General features: G+C 73.7%; 12 protein-coding genes. 4 read left to right on the forward strand and 8 right to left on the reverse strand.

Annotation, left to right across the window (positions count from 1 at the left end; translation table 11 throughout):
• Positions 1-39: 39 nt before the first annotated feature.
• The 4 genes from DER29_RS14295 to DER29_RS14310 all read right to left on the reverse strand — a co-directional run bounded on the left by DER29_RS14295 (position 40) and on the right by DER29_RS14310 (position 2,434).
• Positions 40-600, reverse strand: coding sequence for an NADPH-dependent FMN reductase (locus DER29_RS14295; RefSeq protein ID WP_121397779.1), 561 nt, complete (start codon positions 598-600; stop codon positions 40-42).
• 12 nt (positions 601-612) lie between these two features.
• Entirely contained in the window at positions 613-1,548 is a 936-nt protein-coding gene (locus DER29_RS14300) for an ROK family protein (RefSeq protein WP_121397780.1), read from the reverse strand.
• Positions 1,549-1,557: 9 nt separating this feature from the next.
• Positions 1,558-1,911: a DoxX family protein gene (locus DER29_RS14305; RefSeq protein WP_121397781.1), complete on the reverse strand. Its 354-nt coding sequence runs from the start codon at positions 1,909-1,911 to the stop codon at positions 1,558-1,560.
• Between the two features lie 91 nt (positions 1,912-2,002).
• On the reverse strand, positions 2,003-2,434 hold the full coding sequence (locus DER29_RS14310) for a type II 3-dehydroquinate dehydratase (RefSeq protein ID WP_121397782.1): 432 nt from the start codon (positions 2,432-2,434) through the stop codon (positions 2,003-2,005).
• 334 nt (positions 2,435-2,768) lie between these two features.
• On the opposite strand from DER29_RS14310, the gene DER29_RS14315 reads away from it, so the two are divergent.
• The 3 genes from DER29_RS14315 to DER29_RS14325 are packed head-to-tail and all read left to right on the forward strand — an operon-like array spanning position 2,769 to position 5,795.
• Entirely contained in the window at positions 2,769-3,932 is a 1,164-nt protein-coding gene (locus tag DER29_RS14315; RefSeq protein ID WP_121397783.1) for a DegT/DnrJ/EryC1/StrS family aminotransferase, read from the forward strand.
• Complete coding sequence (locus tag DER29_RS14320; protein WP_121397784.1) at positions 3,929-5,062, forward strand: Gfo/Idh/MocA family protein; 1,134 nt, start codon at positions 3,929-3,931, stop codon at positions 5,060-5,062. Before DER29_RS14315 ends, DER29_RS14320 begins: the two co-directional genes overlap by 4 nt.
• A 37-nt stretch (positions 5,063-5,099) precedes the next feature.
• Positions 5,100-5,795: an HAD-IA family hydrolase gene (locus DER29_RS14325; protein WP_121397785.1), complete on the forward strand. Its 696-nt coding sequence runs from the start codon at positions 5,100-5,102 to the stop codon at positions 5,793-5,795.
• A gap of 20 nt (positions 5,796-5,815) precedes the next feature.
• Here DER29_RS14325 and DER29_RS14330 read toward each other — a convergent pair whose 3' ends face one another.
• Positions 5,816-6,328: a DinB family protein gene (locus tag DER29_RS14330; RefSeq protein ID WP_199729287.1), complete on the reverse strand. Its 513-nt coding sequence runs from the start codon at positions 6,326-6,328 to the stop codon at positions 5,816-5,818.
• A 146-nt stretch (positions 6,329-6,474) separates the two neighbouring features.
• Between DER29_RS14330 and DER29_RS14335 the strand changes: the two genes are divergently transcribed.
• Positions 6,475-7,455, forward strand: coding sequence for a hypothetical protein (locus DER29_RS14335; RefSeq protein ID WP_148710049.1), 981 nt, complete (start codon positions 6,475-6,477; stop codon positions 7,453-7,455).
• A gap of 111 nt (positions 7,456-7,566) precedes the next feature.
• Here the strand turns inward: DER29_RS14335 and DER29_RS14340 are convergent, their stop codons facing one another.
• The 3 genes from DER29_RS14340 to DER29_RS14350 form a co-directional block, all read right to left on the reverse strand.
• The gene (locus DER29_RS14340) at positions 7,567-11,277 is read right to left on the reverse strand and encodes an amino acid adenylation domain-containing protein (RefSeq protein ID WP_121397787.1); all 3,711 of its coding nucleotides are present in this window, start codon (positions 11,275-11,277) and stop codon (positions 7,567-7,569) included.
• A gap of 107 nt (positions 11,278-11,384) precedes the next feature.
• Entirely contained in the window at positions 11,385-15,092 is a 3,708-nt protein-coding gene (locus DER29_RS14345; protein ID WP_121397788.1) for a non-ribosomal peptide synthetase, read from the reverse strand.
• A gap of 130 nt (positions 15,093-15,222) precedes the next feature.
• The gene (locus tag DER29_RS14350; RefSeq protein ID WP_121397789.1) at positions 15,223-18,921 is read right to left on the reverse strand and encodes a non-ribosomal peptide synthetase; all 3,699 of its coding nucleotides are present in this window, start codon (positions 18,919-18,921) and stop codon (positions 15,223-15,225) included.
• Positions 18,922-19,759 lie beyond the last annotated feature (838 nt).

Consider the following 19,759-nt stretch of genomic DNA (forward strand, 5'->3'; position numbering starts at 1 on the left):
GGCCCGGGATCGCGTACGAACGGGACCCGCCCGACCGCCTCAGCTCCGGCGGAGCGTCCGCAGCGCGCCGGCCCAGGCGACCACCTCGTCGAGCATGGTGCCGAGGGCCTGCTCGTGGTGCGCCGCCGGCCGGAAGTCGCGGAAGTTGACGAAGTCCGTCGTCAGCGAGAGCGCGACCTGGGACCGGACGTCGGCCACGCCGAGCTGCCCGAGCACCAGCCGCAGGTGCTCCGCCGCCCGGGTGCCGCCGTGCACGCCATAGCTGACCAGGCCGGCGGACGCGTGCTGCCACTCCTGGAACAGGAAGTCGACGGCGTCCTTCAGCGCGCCCGGGATCGAGTGGTTGTACTCCGGGGTGACGAAGACGAACCCGTCGAACCCGGCGACGGTCGACGCCCAGCGGCGTACGGCGGGGCGCCTCGACGGCGCCATCGACGGCGGCAGCACCTCGTCGAAGTGCGGCAGGTCGTAGTCGGCGATGTCGACCAGCTCGACCGTGGCGTCGCCCCGCTTGGCGGCGACCTCGGTCACCCAGCGGGCCACGGCGTCGGCCTTGCGCCCGGGCCGCGTGCTGCCGACGATGACACCGATCCTGACCATGCTGATCTCCTTCTAGAGGGTGGGAATGGAACGCGCGGGGGCCGGCGTGCCGGTCAGGCCACGGGCCAGCTCCACCGCGCCGTGCAGGGACGACAGCGCACCCAGGGCGGCGGCCCGCACCGGTGGCGCCGGCCGTCCGGGCCGGCCGGCGGACCGGGCCCGCTCGGCGACGAGCGGCACCAGGGCGGGCAGGCCGGCGGCGAACCCGCCGCCCACGATCGCCAGCGCCGGGTCCAGCAGCTCGCCGAGGCTGACCACCGCCGCCGCCAGCGCCCGGCAGCTCGCGTCGACCGCCTCCACCGCCCACGGTCGGCGCTCGTCGAGCCCCGCCCGCAGGTCGTCGAAGCTCACCTCGCCGCCGCGGCCGGCGCTTGCCCGGCGCAGGGTGGCCGGGCCGGACGCGATCGACTGGAGGCAGCCGCGTCGGCCGCAGTCGCAGCGCTCGCCGTCGAGGGCGACGACCATATGACCGATCTCGGCGGAGGAGCGGCCGGGCACCGACCGCCCCGCCAGCACCACGCCGCCGCCGATCCCGGTGCCGACGCCCAGATAGACCACGTCGTCGCGGCCGGCGTGCCGGGCCTCGGCCAGCGCGGCGAGGTCACCGTCGTCGGCGACGGCCGTCGCCGCGTCGGGGAAGAGGCGGCGCAGCGCGCCGGCGAGGTCCAGCCCCGCCCAACCGGGCCGCCCGGGCCAGGTGGTGACGGTGCCCGCCGGGTCCGTGGTCGCCGGCATCGCCACCCCGACCGCACCCACCGGTCCCCACGCCTCGCGCAGCCGCTCCACCTCGGCCGCCAGCACGGCCAGGTCCGCGACCGGGTCGGCGCCCCGCGGCCAGCGGAAGGTCCGCTCGTACGCCGGCAGTCCGGGCGCCTCCGCGCGCAGCGCCACCTTGGTGCCGCCGACGTCGACGCCCAGCACACCGGGAGTCCGCTGTGGACCGGTCACGCCCGGACCTCAGCCCTGGAGCACGTGCAGGACCACGAGCGCGACGGCCGCCAGAGCGAAGATCACCGGCGTCAGGGTCATCGGGGCCGGGTCCTTCGCGCGGGCGTGGTAGACCACCGCGCCCACCATCTGCAGGGCGAGGCCGATCGCCGCCGCGATGCCCAGCGGCGGCCAGAGCAGACCGAGCAGCAGCCCGGCGACCGCGGCGAGTTCCAGCACCCCGAGCAGGCGCGTCAGGCCGGGCGAGACGCCGAGGTGGTCCATCCGCTCGCGCATCTGCGCCTGCCCGGTGAGCTTCGGCACGGCGGTGCCCAGGAACACCGCGGCGAGGATGAGGGTCAGGACGAGGATGGGAATGTGCACGTGATGTCCTTCGGGAAGAGTCGGAACGTGCGGACGACCGTACCGCTGGCGCATCGACGCCGATGGGGCCGGACGGTGCGGTACCGGGCCGTCACCGGACGGTCGCGACGAGGGCGCGGGCGGCCAGGCGGTAGCCCAGCGACCCGAGCCCGACGATGACGCCGCTGGCCAGCGGGGCGATCACCGAGTCGTGCCGGAAGCTCTCCCTGGCCCAAACGTTGGACAGGTGCACCTCGACGAAGGGCCGGGGATAGTTGGCCAGCGCGTCGCGCAGGCTCCAACCCGCGATCATCAGGGCGCCCGGGTTGACGATGGCGCCCACGGTGTCGTAGTTGCCCTGGATGGCGCGGATCAGGGCGCCCTCGCAGTCGTGCTGCTCGGCCACCACCCGCCAGCCCCGCCCCGCGATCTCCTCGCCGACCGCGCGTTCGATGTCGTCCAGGGTGTCGGTGCCGTAGATCTCCGGCTCCCGTCGGCCGAGGATGCCCAGGTTCGGGCCGTTCAGCAGCAGCACGCTCGACACACTTCACCTCGCGGGGCGCGGCCCTGTCCCGACAAGGCCCGATGACTGGTCCACCGCAGTCTTACTACGCCCGCGACGCCAGGCGAACCGGCGCTGGCCGTGGCGCGGCGGACTAAGGGGTGGCTAGGGGCTGTTAGGGGCGGTGACCGCCTGTCCGCTTCGGTTACCGTCCTCCCTGCCGAAGCGACGCCGCCGGCTCCAACGGATGCGTCACCTACCTCGAACCGGCCATCGGCGCCCCGGTGCGCCCGGACCGCGTACCGGCGGTCCCCGGTCGTCCCGCCCGATGGTCCGGCGAAGCCCCTGGTCTGCCCGAGTTGGGAAGTGGGAAGTCATGAGTGGTCAGCCCTCGACGGTGTCCGAGTTCCCGGAGTGGCCGCAGTTCGGCGACGAGGAGCGCGCCGGACTGATCCGCGCCCTCGAACAGGGCCAGTGGTGGCGGATGGGCGGCAGCGAGGTCGACTCCTTCGAGAGGGAGTTCGGCGACTACCACGGCACGCCGCACGCGCTCGCCGTCACCAACGGCACCCACGCCCTCGAGGTCGCCCTGGAGGTGCTCGGCGTCGGGCCGGGCACCGAGGTGATCGTCCCGGCCTTCACGTTCATCTCGTCCTCGCTGGCCGCGCAGCGCCTCGGCGCGGTCGCCGTGCCGGTCGACGTCGACCTCGACACCTACTGCGTCGACCCGGCCGCCGTCGAGGCCGCGATCACCCCGCGCACCAAGGTCGTCATGCCGGTGCACATGGCCGGCCAGTTCGCCGACATGGACGCGCTGGACAAGCTCGCCGCCGACGCGGGGGTGGCGGTGCTCCAGGACGCGGCCCACGCCCACGGCGCGCAGTGGCAGGGCAAGCGGGCCGGGGCGCTCGGCTCGGTGGCCGCGTTCAGCTTCCAGAACGGCAAGCTGATGACCGCCGGCGAGGGCGGGGCGGTGGTCTTCCCCGACGAGGAACTGCGCGAGCGGGCGTTCCTCGTGCACAGCTGCGGCCGGCCCCGCACCGACCGGGACTACCTGCACGGCACCACGGGCTCGAACTACCGGATGGGCGAGTTCACCGCCGCCGTGCTGCGCGCCCAGCTGTCCCGCCTGGACGACCAGATCGCGGTACGCGAGCAGCGCTGGCCGCTGCTGTCGAGCCTGCTCGCCGAGATCCCCGGCGTGGTTCCGCAGACCACCGACCCGCGTACCGACCGCAACCCGCACTACATGGCGATGTTCCGCGTTCCCGGCATCACCATCGAGCGCCGCCGCGCCGTGGTGGACGCGCTCATCGCCCGGGGCGTCCCGGCGTTCGTGGCGTTCCGGGCGATCTACCGGTGCGAGGGCTTCTGGAAGGCCGGCGCCCCCGACGAGTCGGTCGAGGCGATCGCCGCCCGCTGCCCCAACGTCGAGCAGATCCACTCCGACTGCATCTGGCTGCACCACCGCACGCTGCTCGGCACGGAGCAGCAGATGCACGACATCGCCGCCGTGCTCGCCGACGTCCTCGCCGGATGACGGCCCTGCCCCCGGCCGCCGCGCCCGACCGACCGGTGCGGGTCGCGGTGGCCGGTCTCGGGTGGGCCGGGCGGGAGATCTGGCTGCCCCGGCTCGCCGCGCATCCGGGCTTCGAGGTGACCGCCGTGGTCGACCCGCAGCCCGCAGTCCGCGACCGGGCCCGCGCCACCCACCACGTCCCGTCCGCGTACGCCGACGTCGACGACCTGCCGGCCGGGGCGGTCGACCTGGTGGTGGTCGCCGTACCGAACCACCTGCACGCCAACGTCGCCGTCCGGCTGCTGCGCCGGGGCGTACCGGTGTTCCTGGAGAAGCCGGTCTGCCTGACCTCCGCCGAGGCGACGCTGCTGGCCGACGCGGAACGCGACGGCGGCGCGGTGCTGCTGGCCGGCAGCGCCGCCCGCTACCGGGCCGACATCCGGGCCCTGACCGGCGTGGCCGGCGAGCTGGGCCCGATCCGGCACGTCGACGTGGCCTGGGTCCGCGCCCGGGGGGTGCCGGACGCGGGCGGCTGGTTCACCCGGCGCGACCTCTCGGGCGGGGGAGCGCTGGTCGACCTCGGCTGGCACCTGCTCGACACGGTGCTGCCGATGCTCGGCCCGACCCGGGTCACCCACGCCATCGGCAGCGTCTCCGACGACTTCGTCAACGACAGCGCCGCCCACGCCGCCTGGCGCAGCGACGCCGGCGCCGGTGGCCGCGCCCCCGGAGACGTCGAGGACACCGCCCGGGGCTTCCTGCTCACCGCCGAGGGGGCCTCGGTCGCACTGCACGCCTGCTGGGCCTCGCACGAGTCGCTGGACCGCACCACCGTCACCGTGCACGGCGCCGCCGGCTCGGCGACGCTGCGTTGCACGTTCGGCTTCAGCCCCAACCGGGAGCCGACGCCGGTGCTGACCCGTACCCGGGACGGCGAGACCGTGCGGCTGTCGCTGCCCGAGGAGCCGATCGGCGCCGAGTACGACCGCCAGCTCGACGCCCTCCCAGGGTTGCTCGCCGACCCGACCGGCCGGGGCGCGGCCGTGGCCGAGGCCCACCGGACCATCGACATCATCGAGCGGATCTACCAGTCCGCCCGGCCCACCGCGCCGGAGCGGCAGCACGCGTTGGCGGGCCACCACGACCGGTGAGAACCACCGTCGGCCCCACTCGCTTCCGGGAGCAGCCATGAGCCATCCGTCCTCCACCGTCGAGGTGACCCCGCCGTCGCCGGGCCGCGGCCCGATCCGCGCGGTCGTGTTCGACCTCGACGGCGTCATCGTCGACAGCTCGGCCGTCATGCGGGAGGCGTTCAGCATCGCGTACGCCGAGGTGGTGGGCGACGGGCCGGCGCCGTTCGAGGAGTACAACCGGCACATGGGCCGGTACTTCCCGGACATCATGCGGCTGATGGGGCTGCCGCTGGAGATGGAGGAGCCGTTCGTCCGGGAGAGCTACCGGATGGCACACCTGGTGCCGCTCTTCCCCGGCGTGCGGGAGACCCTGGAGACGCTGCACTCCCGGGGGATCCGGATGGCGATCGCCACCGGCAAGGCCGGCCCCCGGGCCCGTTCGCTGCTCGACCAGCTCGGCGTGCTGGGCCTCTTCGGCCAGGTGATCGGCTCCGACGAGGTGGCCCGCCCGAAGCCCGCCCCGGACATCGTGCTCCAGGCGCTCGGCCACCTCGACGTGCCGCCGCACCAGGCGATGATGGTCGGCGACGCGGTCATCGACCTGCTCAGCGGCCGGGACGCCGGGGCGACCGCCGTCGCGACCACCTGGCACGGCGGGGACGTGGCCGCGCTGCTCGCCGCCGGCCCGGACCTGGTCCTCCACACCCCGACGGACCTGCTCGCGCACTGCCCCGCAGCCCTCGTCCACTGACCCGCACCGGGTGCTTCCGGCTACTCGCCGGCCTGCCCGTCGATGCTCTCGCGCAGCAGGTCCAGGTGGCCGCAGTGACGCGCGGTCTCCTGGATCATGTGCGCGAGCGCGTATCGCAGGGTGAAGGAGACCCCGGCGGCCCGGGCGCGATCCTCGAGCGCCGCGCCCGCCACGACGGCCGAGGACCGCGCGCACTCGGCCTGGTAGGCCTCGACGATTTCCGCCAGCGAGTCCTCCGGGCCGAGAGCGAACGCGCCGGGCTCGTCGTCGGTCCACGGTGGGGGCAGCTCGTGACCGGCGAAGTCGATGCTGAACCAGTACCGCTCCACCCCCGTGAGGTGCTTGACCAGCCCCGCGGGCGTGAGCGCGGACGCGGGCACGGATCGACCGAAGGCCTGCTCGTCGGTGAGCCCGGCGACCTTGTTCACCACCGAGGCACGCAGGAAGTCGAGCAGGCCGGACAGGGTCTCGCGTTCGTCGCCGTCCTCGGGAGGGCGGCTGCGGACCAGGGGCGCGACGGGAACATCGGTCATCGGGCCACCGTAGTGTCCAACACCGACGTTTTCGGACGTCGGGACCTGCCGGCCCTTCCGCCATCGTCCCGCCCCACCCCGGCGGGCGCGTGCGGCCCAACCAGGCCGCCTGCGCCGAACCCGTGCGGGAGGTGCACCATGACCGGGTGGACTTTCTGGAGTTGCAGCAGCGCCTGCGCGCTGCGGGCCACGACCCGTTCCAGGTGCACGCCCCGCTCTACGACACGCTGGACAGCCGGAGCCGCGCAGCGGGCAGGTCGAGGTCGATCTGCCACGGTGCGTGGAACCTGCTGATCGAGGACGGTCGGTACATCGTCACCGTCCGGGATCTGTATCGCCCCGCCCGCTTTCCCCCCGACACGCAAGGCCCGGAGCCGGTCGTCTTCGACAGCGAGCAGGCCGCCTGCGAGGAGCTGTGGGCCATCGCCAGCAAACTCGATCCGCCCGGCAGCGTGCGGGCGGTCACCGTCGACGAACTCGATCCCGTCGCGGGCGACTGGCTGCGCGAGTGCGGCTGGTGGCCGCCGGCGGAGTTGTACGGCAACCCCTTCGTCGCCACCGGCGAGCGGATGTCGTACCGGATCGCCGAACGCGACGGCCGGTTCGAGCTGCACCTGCGCGACCACGGGGTGGCCAAGCTCGGCGATCCGGTGCACGCCGCCGACGACCTGGCCGACGTCACCCGGGTCCTGCTGACCGAGGTCGGCAACCGTTCCGCCCCACGCCCGCTGGGCTGGCCGTGCGTGGCGTTCCGGATCCGCTGGGCCGACGAGGAGGAACTCGCCGCGCTGCGTGCCCTCGACCTCGCGGCGATCACCCGGGCGTACCGCACCGAGCGGCCGGACCCGCCGCTGCGGATCATCTCGGAGGGGCCCGACCTGTCCCTGGTGACCACCGAACTCGTGGCACAGGCGGAACGCAGCGGCCATCCGCTGGGGCGGTTCGTCAGCACCCGCGAGTCGGCGGCGTTCGGCGTGGACGTGCGGTACGTCATCCGGCGTCACCACGAGCCGCTGCGCTACAGCGTCGACCGCTACGGCGAGCGGGAGAACCACGCCACCACCGTGTTCACCGCCGGGGACCTGGCGTCGATCCACGATTACCTGAGGCAACGCTTCCGGCGCTGACCCGTGGCGGCCGCCGTCGGGCCGGGGAACCCTGTCTCGACCTTCCGCCACACCGGTCCGGATCCTGCCGCAGGTTGCCTGCCAGGCCGGTCGCGGCGGCCGCGGGGCCTCTCAGCGCGCCTCGTCGGCGGCCCCGGGTCCGGCTTCCAGGAAGCGCAGCATGGCGGCGGCCAGCATCTCGGCGACGGGGGGCGGGACCAGGTCGGTGCGGATGGTGACGCGCAGGAGGGCGCCCGCGGCACCGGGAAGCACCTCGGCGACGCAGGAACCCGACCACTCCCGGGCGTACGGGTCGACGACCTCCTCGGTCCGGCAGCCGGGCAGTTCCAGCGGAGGGACGAGGTTGTCCTGGTAGGCGAAGGAGGGCAGGCTGTTCGCCACCTCGCGGGACATGCCGAGGACCGGGTCGGTGGTCATCTCCACGAAGGAGACGTCCTGGGCGGCCATCAGCCCGTCCGCGGTGTGCTGGACCGCTCGGATCAGGTTCTTCTCCGGCCCGTCGAACCGGACCCGGAGGCAGTTGGAGGTGATCCTGCTCGTGAAGGTGGAGTCGAGGATCCGGCTGCCGCGCTGGGCGACGATCATCAGCAGGGCGATGTCGTCCTGCTGGTGGATGGTGCGCAGCGCGGAGGCGTACGCGGCGGCGAAGTAGGTGGAGCGGCTGAACCGGTGTTCCCGGGCGGCCCGGTCCCAGCGGTCCAGCACCTCGGGAGGGACGGCGACGACGTGCCCGGTCCTGGGCCCCCAGGTCGGGGTCTGCTCCAGGAGCGACTGGGGCCGGCCCTCGCCCTGGCGGGCGAGTCCCCGCAACTGCTCGCGCCAGTAGTCCCGCTGTGCGTCGAGGTCGGTGGCGGCCCGCAGGCGGGTGTGCTCGTCGTAAAACTGGCGCAGCGTGGGTGCGGGGCGGTCCCACGTGGGCGCCCGGCCGGCCAGGCGGGCGGCGTAGGCGCGGCCGAGGTCGCGGACGAGCAGCCCGTGTGACCACCCGTCGAAGGCGATGTGGTGGATGCCGACGCCGAAGAGGATCCGTCCGGTCGATCTCTCGCGGACGAGCGCGGCCCGCCAGTTGCGGCCCTGGGTGTAGTCCAGCGGCTGCTGCACCGCCTCGGCGAGCTGGTCGAGCGCCTCCTGTTCGCTCGTGGCGTCGGTGAGCAGCCGGAGTGGGGGCTTGCCCGGGTTCGGCGGGACGACGGCCACGGGCGGGTCCACCCGCCGGTAGCGGGCGTGCAACGCCTCGTGCCGCCGGTGCACGTCGCCGAGCGCCGCCATCAGCGCACGGAGGTCCAGTTCGCCCTCGATCCACCAGGTGGCCGGGCAGACCAGGTCGAAGGGGAGCCAGACGAACTTGCCGACCGACAGGGTCAGCGGGACGGGCCCGGTCGGGCCGGGGCGGCCGGTGCCGGGCGGTTCCGGTTCGGCCATGGGGCGGCGGGGCGCGGTGGTGAGCCAGTGCGCCAGGCCGTGCGGTGTGGGCGTGCGGTGGATCTGCGAGACGGGTACGACGACGTCGGCTGCCTCGTCGACGGCGGCGGCGACGGCGGCGGACTGCAGGGAGGTGCCGCCGAGGGCGAAGAAGCTGTCGCGCGTGCCGACCCGGTCGATACCGAGGACGGTCGCGAACACTCCGGCCACGAGACGTTCCTCGTCCGTCGCGGCTTCGACGTAGTCCACGCCGACGTCCGGGCGCTGCGAGCCCGGTTCCGGCAGCGCCCGTCTGTCGATCTTTCCGGTGCCGCCGACGGGGAACCGGTCGAGGACCATGATCACGGCGGGGACCATGTACGGGGGCAGCACGCCCGCGGCGTGCGCCCGCAGCGCGGTCACGACCGGGTTCCGGCCGTCGCGGCCGGTCACGTAGCCGACCAGGCGGGCGACGCCCCGGTCCTCGCGGCGGACGACCACGGCCGTGCCGACGTCCGGGTGCTGTTCGAGGACGGCCTCGATCTCGCCGAGTTCGATGCGGATGCCGTTGACCTTGACCTGGTGGTCCATCCGGGCGAGGATCTCCAGCGCCCCGGAGGCGTTCCACCGGCCCAGGTCGCCGGTGCGGTAGGCGATCCCGCCGCCGTGCGGGTCGGTGACGAACCGTTGCGCGGTCAGGTCGGGTCGGTTGAGGTAGCTGTCGGCGACCCCGGCGCCGGTGATGAGGATCTCGCCGGGCACACCCATGGGGACGAGGCCGAGGTTGGCGTCGACGACGCGGATCTGCCGGTTGGGCATGGGCCGACCGATCGGCACGTACGCGCCGCCCCAGCCCTCCGACGCGTCGAACCACGTGCACGCCACGGCGGCTTCGGCGGGCCCGTACGCGTTGATCAGGCGGGCGCCGGCGGCCATCCACCGGCGGGCCATGCGCGGCGGGACGGGCTCCCCGGCGAGGGTCACGCACGACATGCTCGGGCAGTCGGCCGGGTCGACGGCGGCGAGGTTCGTGGGCGGGCAGAACGCGTGGGTGGTCTCCTCCTTCGCGATCAGCTCCGTCAACCGGCGGGCGTCGAGCAGGTCGTCACGGGAGCAGACCACGACGCGGGCGCCGGAGGTCAGCGCGGTGTAGATCTCGCCCAGGGCGACGTCGAAGACCGGTGCGCAGCAGTGCAGCATCCGGCTGTCCGGGCCGACCGCGCACTCGTCGCGCATCCAGGTGACGAAGTTCGTCAGCTTGTCGTGGGTCAGCACGACGCCCTTCGGCGCCCCGGTCGATCCCGACGTGTAGATCACGAACGCCGGCCGGGAGGCTTCCACCACCGGCAGCTCGATCGCTTCGGCCGCCTCCACGGCGGCCCAGTCGTCGTCCAGGGCGACCACCCGTACGCCGTCCGGTCGGGGGATGCGTGGGGCGACCTCGCCGACGGTGAGCACGACCCGTGCGCCGTGGTCGGCCAGGAGCATCCGCATCCGCTCCGCCGGCCACGACACGTCCATCGGCGTGTACGCCGCCCCGGCCCGCAGCACCGCCAGGGTGGCGACGAGGGTCCGCATGCTGCGGTCCAGCGCCAGTGACACCACGTCCCCGACGCCGACACCGGCTGAGCGCAGGTAGCGGGCCAGCAGCTCCGATCGGCGTGCCAGCTCCGCGTACGTGACGACCTCGCCGTCGGCGACGCCCGCGACCGCGTCCGGCGTCCGGCGTGCCCACCGCAACACCAGTTCGTGCAGCGGCTCGTCCGGCACCGGGCGGACCGGGCCCCGGCCCCACGCGAGCAGCCGCTCCCGCTCGGCCGTGCCCAACAACGGCAGCCCGGACAACGGGGTCCCGGGTTCCCGCACGCCGGCCGACACCAGCGTGGCCGTCTGGTCCAGCAGGCCCCGCACCCAGTCCGCGGAGAAGCCCTCCGCCGCGTGGTCCGCCCGCAGCCCGGACCCGTCCGAGGCCACGCTCACCACCAGGTCGACGTCCACCGTCTCGGGGCCCACGGCGGCCACCGGGCCGTCGACCAGGGCCACCGCCACCGGACCCATCACGCCCGCGCCCGCCACCGGCGCGGTCCACGCCGCAGCCACCCGGCTCACCAGCTCACCGAACGCCGGATCGTCCGCCACCCCGACCCGCAGCACAGATCCACCCGAGGACAGGCCGAGGGCCACCTCCTCCTGGCCGGTGTACCGGGCCAGCACCCCGACGAGGCCCGCCAGCACCACCAGCCCGGCCGGCCCCGGGCCCGCCGGGCCGGGCAGTTCCAGCGTCCGCAGTCGCGACGCCGCCCGGGCCGGCCACACCAGCGGCCGCCGCAGGTCACCCATCAGGTCGAGGGCCTCGTGGTCGGCACCGGGCCCGGCGACACCCGTGGTCGGGGCCCGACCATCGACGAACCCGACGGACATGGGTCAACCTCCGATCAGGACCGGGCCACCCGCAGGGGGTACGGCCGGGTCACGAAATCCGGGAACCGGTGGGCGCGCCCACAACATGAGGAGCGCGGGGTGCGGGTTCAGTCGGTGGCGGCGGCCGGGGCGGGCCCCGTCTCGAGGAAGCGCAGCATGTGCGCGCCCAGCTCCTCGGCGAGGCTGAACGGGATCAGGTCGGTGCGGATGGTGATGCGCAGCAGGGCGTCGGTGTCCCGGGGGATCGCCTCAACGGTCAGCCCGCTCATCACCTCCCGCGCGTAGGGCTCGACGACCTCCTCGGTCCGGCAGCCGGGCAGTTCCAGCGGAAGGACCACGTTGTCCTGGTAGGCGAAGCCGGGGATGCTGGCGACCACCTCGCCGGGCAGGCCGACGGCCGGGTCGGCGGCGGTCTCCGAGAAGGGGATGTCCTGGGCGGCCATCAGCTCGTCGACGGTCTGCTGGACGTGCCGGAGCAGGTCCGTCTCCGGCCGGAACCGGACCCGGACGCAGTTCGAGTTGATCCGGGTGGTGAAGGCGGAGTCGAGGATGCGGCTGCCGCGCCTGGCCACGATCATCAGCAGGCCGATGTCGTCCTGCTGGTGGATGGCGCGCAGCGCGGAGGCGTACGCGGCGACGAAGTAGCTGGAGCGGCTGAACCGGCGTTCCCGGGCGGCCCGGTCCCAGCGCTGCACGACCTCGCCGGGAACGGTGACGATGTGTCCGGCCTTGGGGCCCCAGGCCAGCGCCTGCTCCAGGGGCGCCTGAGGTGCGCCCCGGCCCTGGCGGGGCAGGCCGCGCAGTTGTTCGCGCCAGTAGGTCCGCTGCGCTTCGAGGTCGGCGGCGTCGCGTAGCCGGGTGTACTCCTCGTACGACTGGCGCAGCGTGGGCGCGGGCCGGGCCCACACGGGGGCCGCTCCGGACAGCCGGGCGGCGTAGGCGTGGCTGAGGTCGCGCACGAGCAGCGCGTGGGACCAGCCGTCGAAGGCGATGTGGTGGATGCCCACGCCGAACAGGACCCGCCCGGTGGACTTCTCCCGGATGAGGGCGGCCCGCCAGTTGCGGCCCTGGGTGTAGTCGAGCGGCTGCTGCACGGCCTCGGCGAGCTGGTCGAGGGCTTCCTGCTCGCTGTTGGCGTCGGTGAGCAGTCGCAGCTGCGGCATTCCCGGGTTCGGCGGGACGAGCGCGACCGGCGGTTCGACGCGGCGGTAGCGGGCGTGCAGCGCCTCGTGTCGGCGGTGCACGTCGCCCAGCGCCGCCATCAGCGCCCGCAGGTCCAGCTCACCCTCGATCCACCAGGTGGTCGGGCAGACCAGTTCGAAGGGGAGCCAGACGCACTTGGCGACCGACAGGGTCAGCGGGACGGGCTTCGACGGGCCGGGGCGGCCGGTGGCGGGCGCCTCCGGTTCGGCCTTGGGGCGCCGGGGCGCGGTGGTCAGCCACTGGGCCAGCCCCTGCGGTGTGGGGGTGCGGTGGATCTGCGAGACGGGCACGACGACGTCGGCCGCCTCGTCGATGCCCGCCGCCACCGCCGCCGACTGCAGGGACGTGCCGCCGAGGTGGAAGAAGCCATCGCGCGCGCCGACCCGGTCCAGCCCGAGCACCGTCGCGAACACCCCCGCGACGAGGCGTTCGGAGTCGGTGGCCGGCTCGGTGTACGGCACGTCGAGGTCGGGGCGCTGCGAGCCCGGTTCGGGCAGCGCCCGCCTGTCGATCTTGCCGGTGCCGCCGACGGGGAAGCGGTCGAGGACCATGATCACGGCGGGGACCATGTAGGGCGGGAGCACGGCGGCGGCGTGCTCCCGTAGCTCGGCGGTGACGGGGAGGCGACCCTCGCGCCCGGTGACGTAGCCGACCAGCCGGGCGGTGCCGTGGTCCTCGCGGCGGGTGACGACGGCGGTGCCGACGTCGGGGTGCTGTTCGAGGACGGCCTCAATCTCGCCGAGTTCGATGCGGATGCCGTTGACCTTTACCTGGTGGTCCATCCGGCCGAGGATCTCGAGTGCTCCGGTGGCGTTCCACCGTCCGAGGTCGCCGGTGCGGTAGGCGACGCCGCCGCCGTACGGGTCGGTGACGAACCGTTGGGCGGTCAGTTCGGGACGGTTGAGGTAGTGGTGGGCGACTCCGGCGCCGGTGATGAGGATTTCGCCGGGCACACCCATGGGGACGAGGCCGAGGTTGGCGTCGACGACGCGGATCTGCCGGTTGGGCATGGGCCGGCCGATCGGCACGTACGCGCCGCCCCAGCCCTCCGACGCGTCGAACCACGTGCACGCCACGGCGGCTTCGGCGGGCCCGTACGCGTTGATCAGGCGGGCGCCGGCGGCCATCCACCGCTGCGCCATGCGGGGCGGGATCGGCTCCCCGGCGAGGGTCACGCACGACATGCTCGGGCAGTCGGCCGGGTCGACGGCGGCGAGGTTCGTGGGCGGGCAGAACGCGTGGGTCGCCTGCTCCTTCGCGATCAGGTCGGTGAGGCGGCGGGTGTCGAGGAGATCGTCGCGGGAGCTGACGACGACGCGGGCGCCGGAGGTCAGCGCGGTGTAGATCTCGCCCAGGGCCACGTCGAAGACCGGTGCGCAGCAGTGCAGCATCCGGCTGTCCGGGCCGACCGCGCATTCCTCGCGCATCCAGGTGACGAAGTTCGTCAGCTTGTCGTGGGTCAGCACGACGCCCTTCGGCGTGCCTGTGGAGCCGGACGTGTAGATGACGAACGCCGGCGCGGACGCCTCGACGATCGGCAGGTCGACGAGTTCGGCCGCCTCCACGGCGGGCCACTCGTCGTCGAGGGCGACGACCCGTACGCCGTCCGGTCGGGGGATGCGTGGGGCGACCTCGCCGACGGTGAGCACGACCGGTGCGCCGTGGTCGGCCAGCAGCACGCGCATCCGCTCCGTCGGCCAGGACACGTCCATCGGCGTGTACGCCGCGCCCGCCCGCATCACGCCCAGGGTGGCGATCAACGTCCACAGGCTGCGGTCCAACGCCAGCGACACCACGTCGCCGGCCCGCACACCCAGCGACCGCAGGTACCCGGCCAGCGCCCCCGAGCGGCGTTCCAGCTCCGCGTACGTCAGCACCTCACCGCCGGCGACGCCCGCCACCGCCTCCGGCGTGCGCCGCGCCCACTCCAGCACCAACTCGTGGATCGGCTGACCAGGCACCTCACGCACCGGGCCCCGGCCCCACGCCAGCAGCCGCTCCCGCTCCGCGTCCCCCACCAGCGGCAACCCCGACAGGCCAACCCCCGGCTCCGCCGATCCCGCCGACGCCAGCAGCACCACCTGGTCCACCAGGCCCCGCACCCACTGGGCCGAGAACCCGTCCGCCGCGTAGTCCACCCGTACCGCCGACCCGTCGCCCGCGACGGCCACCACCACATCCACGTCCACGGCATCCGGTCCCACCTCGGCCACCGGAGCGTCCACCAGCCCCACCACCACCGGGCCCACCGTGCCCGCGTCCGGCGCGACCGGCCCGGCCAACGCCGCACCCACCCGCGACACCAACTCCCCGAAACCGGGGTCGTCCGCGACGTCGATCCGCAACACGCCACCCGACGACAGCCCCACCACCACCTCGGCCTGGGCGGTGTACCGGGCCAGCACTCCCACGACACCGGCCAGCACCACCGCGCCGGGGGACCCCGCGCCCGCCAGGTCGGGCAGGTCCACCGTCCGGAACTCGGAGCCCGCCCGGGCCGGCCACACCGTCGGCCGGCGCAGGTCCCCCACGAGGTCGAGAACCTCGAAGTCGGTGCCGGTCCCGGCGACACCCGCGGCCGGGACCCGGCCACCAACGAACCCGACAGACATGAGCCAACCTCCGATCAGTCCCGGCGTCGCCCGAGGGGGCACGCCGGGAGGGGAAGAACCACGAACTCCGGGGACGCGGCCCGCGCGCCCACGGCCATGACGAGCAGTCCGGTGTGTACGGGGTGAACGGTCAACCGGCGGTGGGGGAGCCCGCCGGCCCGGCTTCCAGGAAGCGCAGCATGTGCCCGTTCAGCTCCTCGGCGAAGCTGTACGGCAGGTAGTCGGTGCGGATGGTGACGCGCAGGAGGGCGTGGTCGGCGCGGGGCAGCACCTCGACCGTGAGGCCGTTGGGCACCTCCCGGGCGTACGGGTCGACGACCTCCTCGGCCCGGCAGCCGGGCAGTTCCAGCGGAAGCACCACGTTGTCCTGGAACACGAAGGTCGGCAGGCTGGCGACCACCTCGCCGGAGAGCCCGGCGGCGGGGTCGTCGGCGGTCTCCGCGAAGGGCACGTCCTGGGCCCGCATGAGGTCGCTGATCGTCTCGTTAACCCGCAGGACGAGTTTGTCGTCCTCCGGCCCGTCGAAGCGCACCCGGACACAGTTGAGGTTCAGCCGGGTGGTGAAGGCGGAGTCGAGAACGCGGCTGCCCCGCTTGGCCACGACCATCAGCAGGCCGATGTCGTCCTGCTGGTGGATGGCGCGCAGCGCGGAGGCGAACGCCGCGACGAAGTAGCTGGACCGGCTGAACCGCTGTTCCCGGGCGGCCCGGTCCCAGCGCCACATGACCTCGGGGGTGACGGTGACGGTGTGCCCGGCCTTCGGACCCCAGGCCAGCGCCTGCTCCAGCGGTGCCGTGGCCTCGCCCCGGCCCTGGCGGGGCAGCCCGCGCAACTGTTCGCGCCAGTAGGCCCGCTGCGCGTCGAGGTCGGCGGCGTCGCGCAGGCGGGCGTACTCCTCGTACGACTGGCGCAGCGTCGGCGCGGGCCGGGCCCACACGGGGGCCGCGCCCGACAGCCACGCCGCGTAGGCGTGGCTCAGGTCCCGCACCAGCAGCGCGTACGACCAGCCGTCGAAGGCGATGTGGTGGATGCCCACGCCGAACAGGACCCGCCCGGCGGACTTCTCCCGGATCAGGGCAGCCCGCCAGACGCGGCCCTGCGTGTAGTCGAGCGGCTGCTGCACCGCCTCCGCCAGCTGGTCCAGGGCTTCCTGCTCGCTGTTGGCGTCGGTGAGCAGTCGCAGCTGCGGCATTCCCGGGTTCGGCGGGACGAGCGCCACCGGAGGGGCCGTCCGCCGGTAGCGGGCGTGCAGCGCCTCGTGCCGGCGGTGCACGTCGCCCAGCGCCGCCATCAGCGCCCGCAGGTCCAGCTCACCCTCGATCCACCAGGTGACCGGGACGACGACCTCCAGCGGCGACATCAGGCACTTCGCCACCTGCTGCGCGAGCGGAACCGGGCCGGGGCGCTGACGGGCCTGCGCGGCGGTCGAGCCGGCGTCCGTACGGCGGGGCGCGGTGGTCAGCCAGTGGGCCAGGCCCTGCGGTGTGGGGGTGCGGTGGATCTGCGAGACGGGCACGACGACGTCCGCGGCCTCGTCGATGCGCGTCGCGACCGCCGCGGACTGCAGGGAGGTGCCACCCAGGTCGAAGAAGCTGTCGCGCGTGCCGACCCGGTCGATGCCGAGGACAGTCGCGAACACCGCGGCGACGAGGCGCTCCTCGTTCGTCGCCGGCTCGACGAACTCCACCCCGAGGTCGGGGCGTTGGGTGTCGGGTGCGGGCAGGGCGTTCCGGTCGATCTTTCCGGTGCCGCCGACGGGGAAGCGGTCGAGGACCATGATCACGGCGGGGACCATGTAGCTGGGCAGCACGGTTGCGGCGTGGTCCCGTAGTTCGGCGGTGACGGGGGCGCGGCCGTTGCGTCCGCTGACGTAGGCGATGAGGCGGGCGGTGCCGTGGTCTTCGCGGCGGGTGACGACGGCGGCGCCGACGTCGGGGTGTTGGGCGAGGGTGGTTTCGATTTCGCCGAGTTCGATGCGGATGCCGTTGACTTTGACCTGGTGGTCCATGCGGCCGAGGATCTCGAGTGCGCCGGTGGTGTTCCATCGGCCGAGGTCGCCGGTGCGGTAGGCGAGGCCGCCGCCGTGGGGGTCGGTGACGAAGCGTTGGGCGGTGAGTTCGGGGCGGTTGAGGTAGCCGTCGGCGACTCCGAAGCCGGTGATGAGGATTTCGCCGGGTACGCCGGCGGGCATCAGGTCGAGGTTGGTGTCGACGACGCGGATCTGCCGGTTCGGCATGGGCCAGCCGATCGGCACGTACGCGCCGCCCCAGCCCGCCGACGCGTCGAACCACGAGCACGCCACGGCGATCTCCGCCGGCCCGTACGCGTTCACCACCCGCGTACCCGCCGCCAGCCACCGCTGGGCCAGCTGCGGCGGGACGGCCTCGCCGCCGAAGATGATGCAGCGCAGACCCGGGCAGGCGGCAGGGTCGAGCGGGGCGACGTTGGTGGCCGGTCCGAACGTGTGCGTGACGTCGTGCCGGTTGATGAGTTCGGTGAGCCGGCGCGCGTCGAGCAGGTCGTCGCGGGAGCAGACGACGACGCGGCCACCACCGGTGAGCGTCGCGAAGATCTCCCCGAAGGCGGCGTCGAAGACCGGTGCCGCCGAATGCAGCATCCGGCTGTCGGGGCCGATGGCGCACTCGTCGGTCATCCACGCCAGGAAGTTCGTCAGCCTCTCGTGCGTCAGCACGACACCCTTCGGCGTACCCGTCGAACCCGACGTGTAGATCACGAACGCCGGCGCGGACGCCGGCACCACCGGCAGCTCCACCGGCTCACCCGCCTGCACCACCGACCAGTCGTCGTCCAACGCCACCACCGACACCCCGTCGCCACCGGGAACCCGGGGCGCCACCGCACCGACGGTCAGCACCACCCGCGCGCCGTGGTCGGCCAACAACACGCGCATCCGCTCCACCGGCCACGACACGTCCATCGGCGTGTACGCGGCACCCGCCCGCAACACCGCCGTCGTCGCCACCAACGACCACAACCCGCGCTCCAACGCCAGCGACACCACATCACCGGCCCGCACACCCAGCGACCGCAGATACGCCGCCAGCACGGCCGACCGGCGATCCAACTCCCCGTACGTCAACACCTCGCCGCCGGCGACACCCGCCACCGCATCCGGCGTGCGCCGCGCCCACCGCAGCACCAACTCGTGGATCGGCTCACCCGGCACCTCACGCACCGGGCCCCGGCCCCACGCCAACAACCGCTCCCGCTCCGCGTCCCCCAGCAGCGGCAACGCCGACAGTCCCACCTCCGGTCCCGCCAACCCGGCGGAGACCAGCACCACGACCTGATCCACCAGACCCCGCACCCACTGCGCCGAGAAACCCTCCGCCGCGTAGTCCACCCGCAGCGCCGACCCGTCCGACGCCACGCCGACCACGAGGTCGACGTCCACCACGGCCGGCCCCGCGTCCGCCACCGGGGCGTCCACCAGCCCCAGCACCACCGGGCCCACCGGCTCCCGGCCCACGGCCACCGGCGCCGCCAGCGCCGAGCGCACCCGCCCCACCAACTCGGGGAAACCCGGATCACCCGCCACGTCCACCCGCAGCACCGATCCGCCGCCGCCGGACGACAGGCCCACCACCACCTGCTCCTGGGCCGTCCAACGGGCCAGCACCGCCACGAGCCCCGCCACCACGACGTCGCCGGCCGGCTCGACTCCCGGCGACCAGGAGGGCAGCACCCGGTGCACGGAGGCGGCCCGGGCCGGCCACACCGTCGGCCGGCGCAGGTCCCCCACCAGGTCCAGCGCACCGGCGTCGACCGCGCCGTCCACGGCCCGCGCACCATCGAACCCGACAGACATCAGCTCAACCTCCGATCGAAAGGGGGTGACCGGAAGGCGCGGGGCCTCGGTGCCGCACCAGCGGGCGCACCCCGGTCGGCGCGGCAGGGGCGGTTCGCGGGCGCCGCGGCCGATTCGGGTGGCCGGGACCGCGGTGCGACCAGGACAGGGTCACCGTCCGGATTCCGGCCCGCCACCACGTCGTCGATCGAAAGGAGCAGGTCGGTGCCCGATCCGATCACCGGCGCCTCCCGTCCATCCGGGGCGCCGCGCACCCACATTCGTCCCCCGTCCGGTGCAACGAAAAAGGGAACGACGAACCGATGGGGCCCGACCCTACGAAGCGCGGTGGAGCGGCGTACACCCCTAGAGATGCACACGTCGACCCCTAGCGCGACGGCCGCAGATTCCGACCGGGGGCCACCGAGGAAACGTCCGGAGTAATGACCGGCCGCAGGGCCACGTCCGGTGTTGCCGCCGCCGGATCGGCAATTTGCGCTGGTCAGTGTGGTGTCTGCCGGGGATGGATGATCAGGATCTCGGCCGGATGCCGCGACTTTTCGGCGAAAGCACACGCCGCTATATCTTTTCTATAGTGGATGGTTGGTGCCCTCCGAGAGGGTCGGTGCACGAATGTCCGGTTTCGACGGAGAATGGTCCCAGGATCTTCTTCGAAAACGGCTATTCGGTCAGCGCGGGTCCAGGGTTCGGGTCGGAGAATTGGCGATCCGGGCGGCGAAAAGGGCCGCCCGCGGTCGGCTGACCGGCCCATCCCGGGGAAATGAGGATTGACTATGCTTTCCCGATCATGACCCAGTCGGTGGCTGGCAATTCAGCCACCGACCGTTGGTGTGCACCA

The organism is Micromonospora sp. M71_S20 (assembly GCF_003664255.1).
Lineage (GTDB): Bacteria > Actinomycetota > Actinomycetes > Mycobacteriales > Micromonosporaceae > Micromonospora.

What these genes read in the sequence shown, in the direction of transcription:
- DER29_RS14295 (WP_121397779.1), bottom strand. Translation starts at nt 600, where the DNA reads ATGGTCAGGATCGGTGTCATCGTCGGCAGCACGCGGCCCGGGCGCAAG.
- DER29_RS14315 (WP_121397783.1), top strand. Translation starts at nt 2,769, where the DNA reads ATGAGTGGTCAGCCCTCGACGGTGTCCGAGTTCCCGGAGTGGCCGCAG.
- DER29_RS14320 (WP_121397784.1), top strand. Translation starts at nt 3,929, where the DNA reads ATGACGGCCCTGCCCCCGGCCGCCGCGCCCGACCGACCGGTGCGGGTC.
- DER29_RS14325 (WP_121397785.1), top strand. Translation starts at nt 5,100, where the DNA reads ATGAGCCATCCGTCCTCCACCGTCGAGGTGACCCCGCCGTCGCCGGGC.
- DER29_RS14330 (WP_199729287.1), bottom strand. Translation starts at nt 6,328, where the DNA reads ATGACCGATGTTCCCGTCGCGCCCCTGGTCCGCAGCCGCCCTCCCGAG.
- DER29_RS14340 (WP_121397787.1), bottom strand. Translation starts at nt 11,277, where the DNA reads ATGTCCGTCGGGTTCGTCGATGGTCGGGCCCCGACCACGGGTGTCGCC.
- DER29_RS14345 (WP_121397788.1), bottom strand. Translation starts at nt 15,092, where the DNA reads ATGTCTGTCGGGTTCGTTGGTGGCCGGGTCCCGGCCGCGGGTGTCGCC.
- DER29_RS14350 (WP_121397789.1), bottom strand. Translation starts at nt 18,921, where the DNA reads ATGTCTGTCGGGTTCGATGGTGCGCGGGCCGTGGACGGCGCGGTCGAC.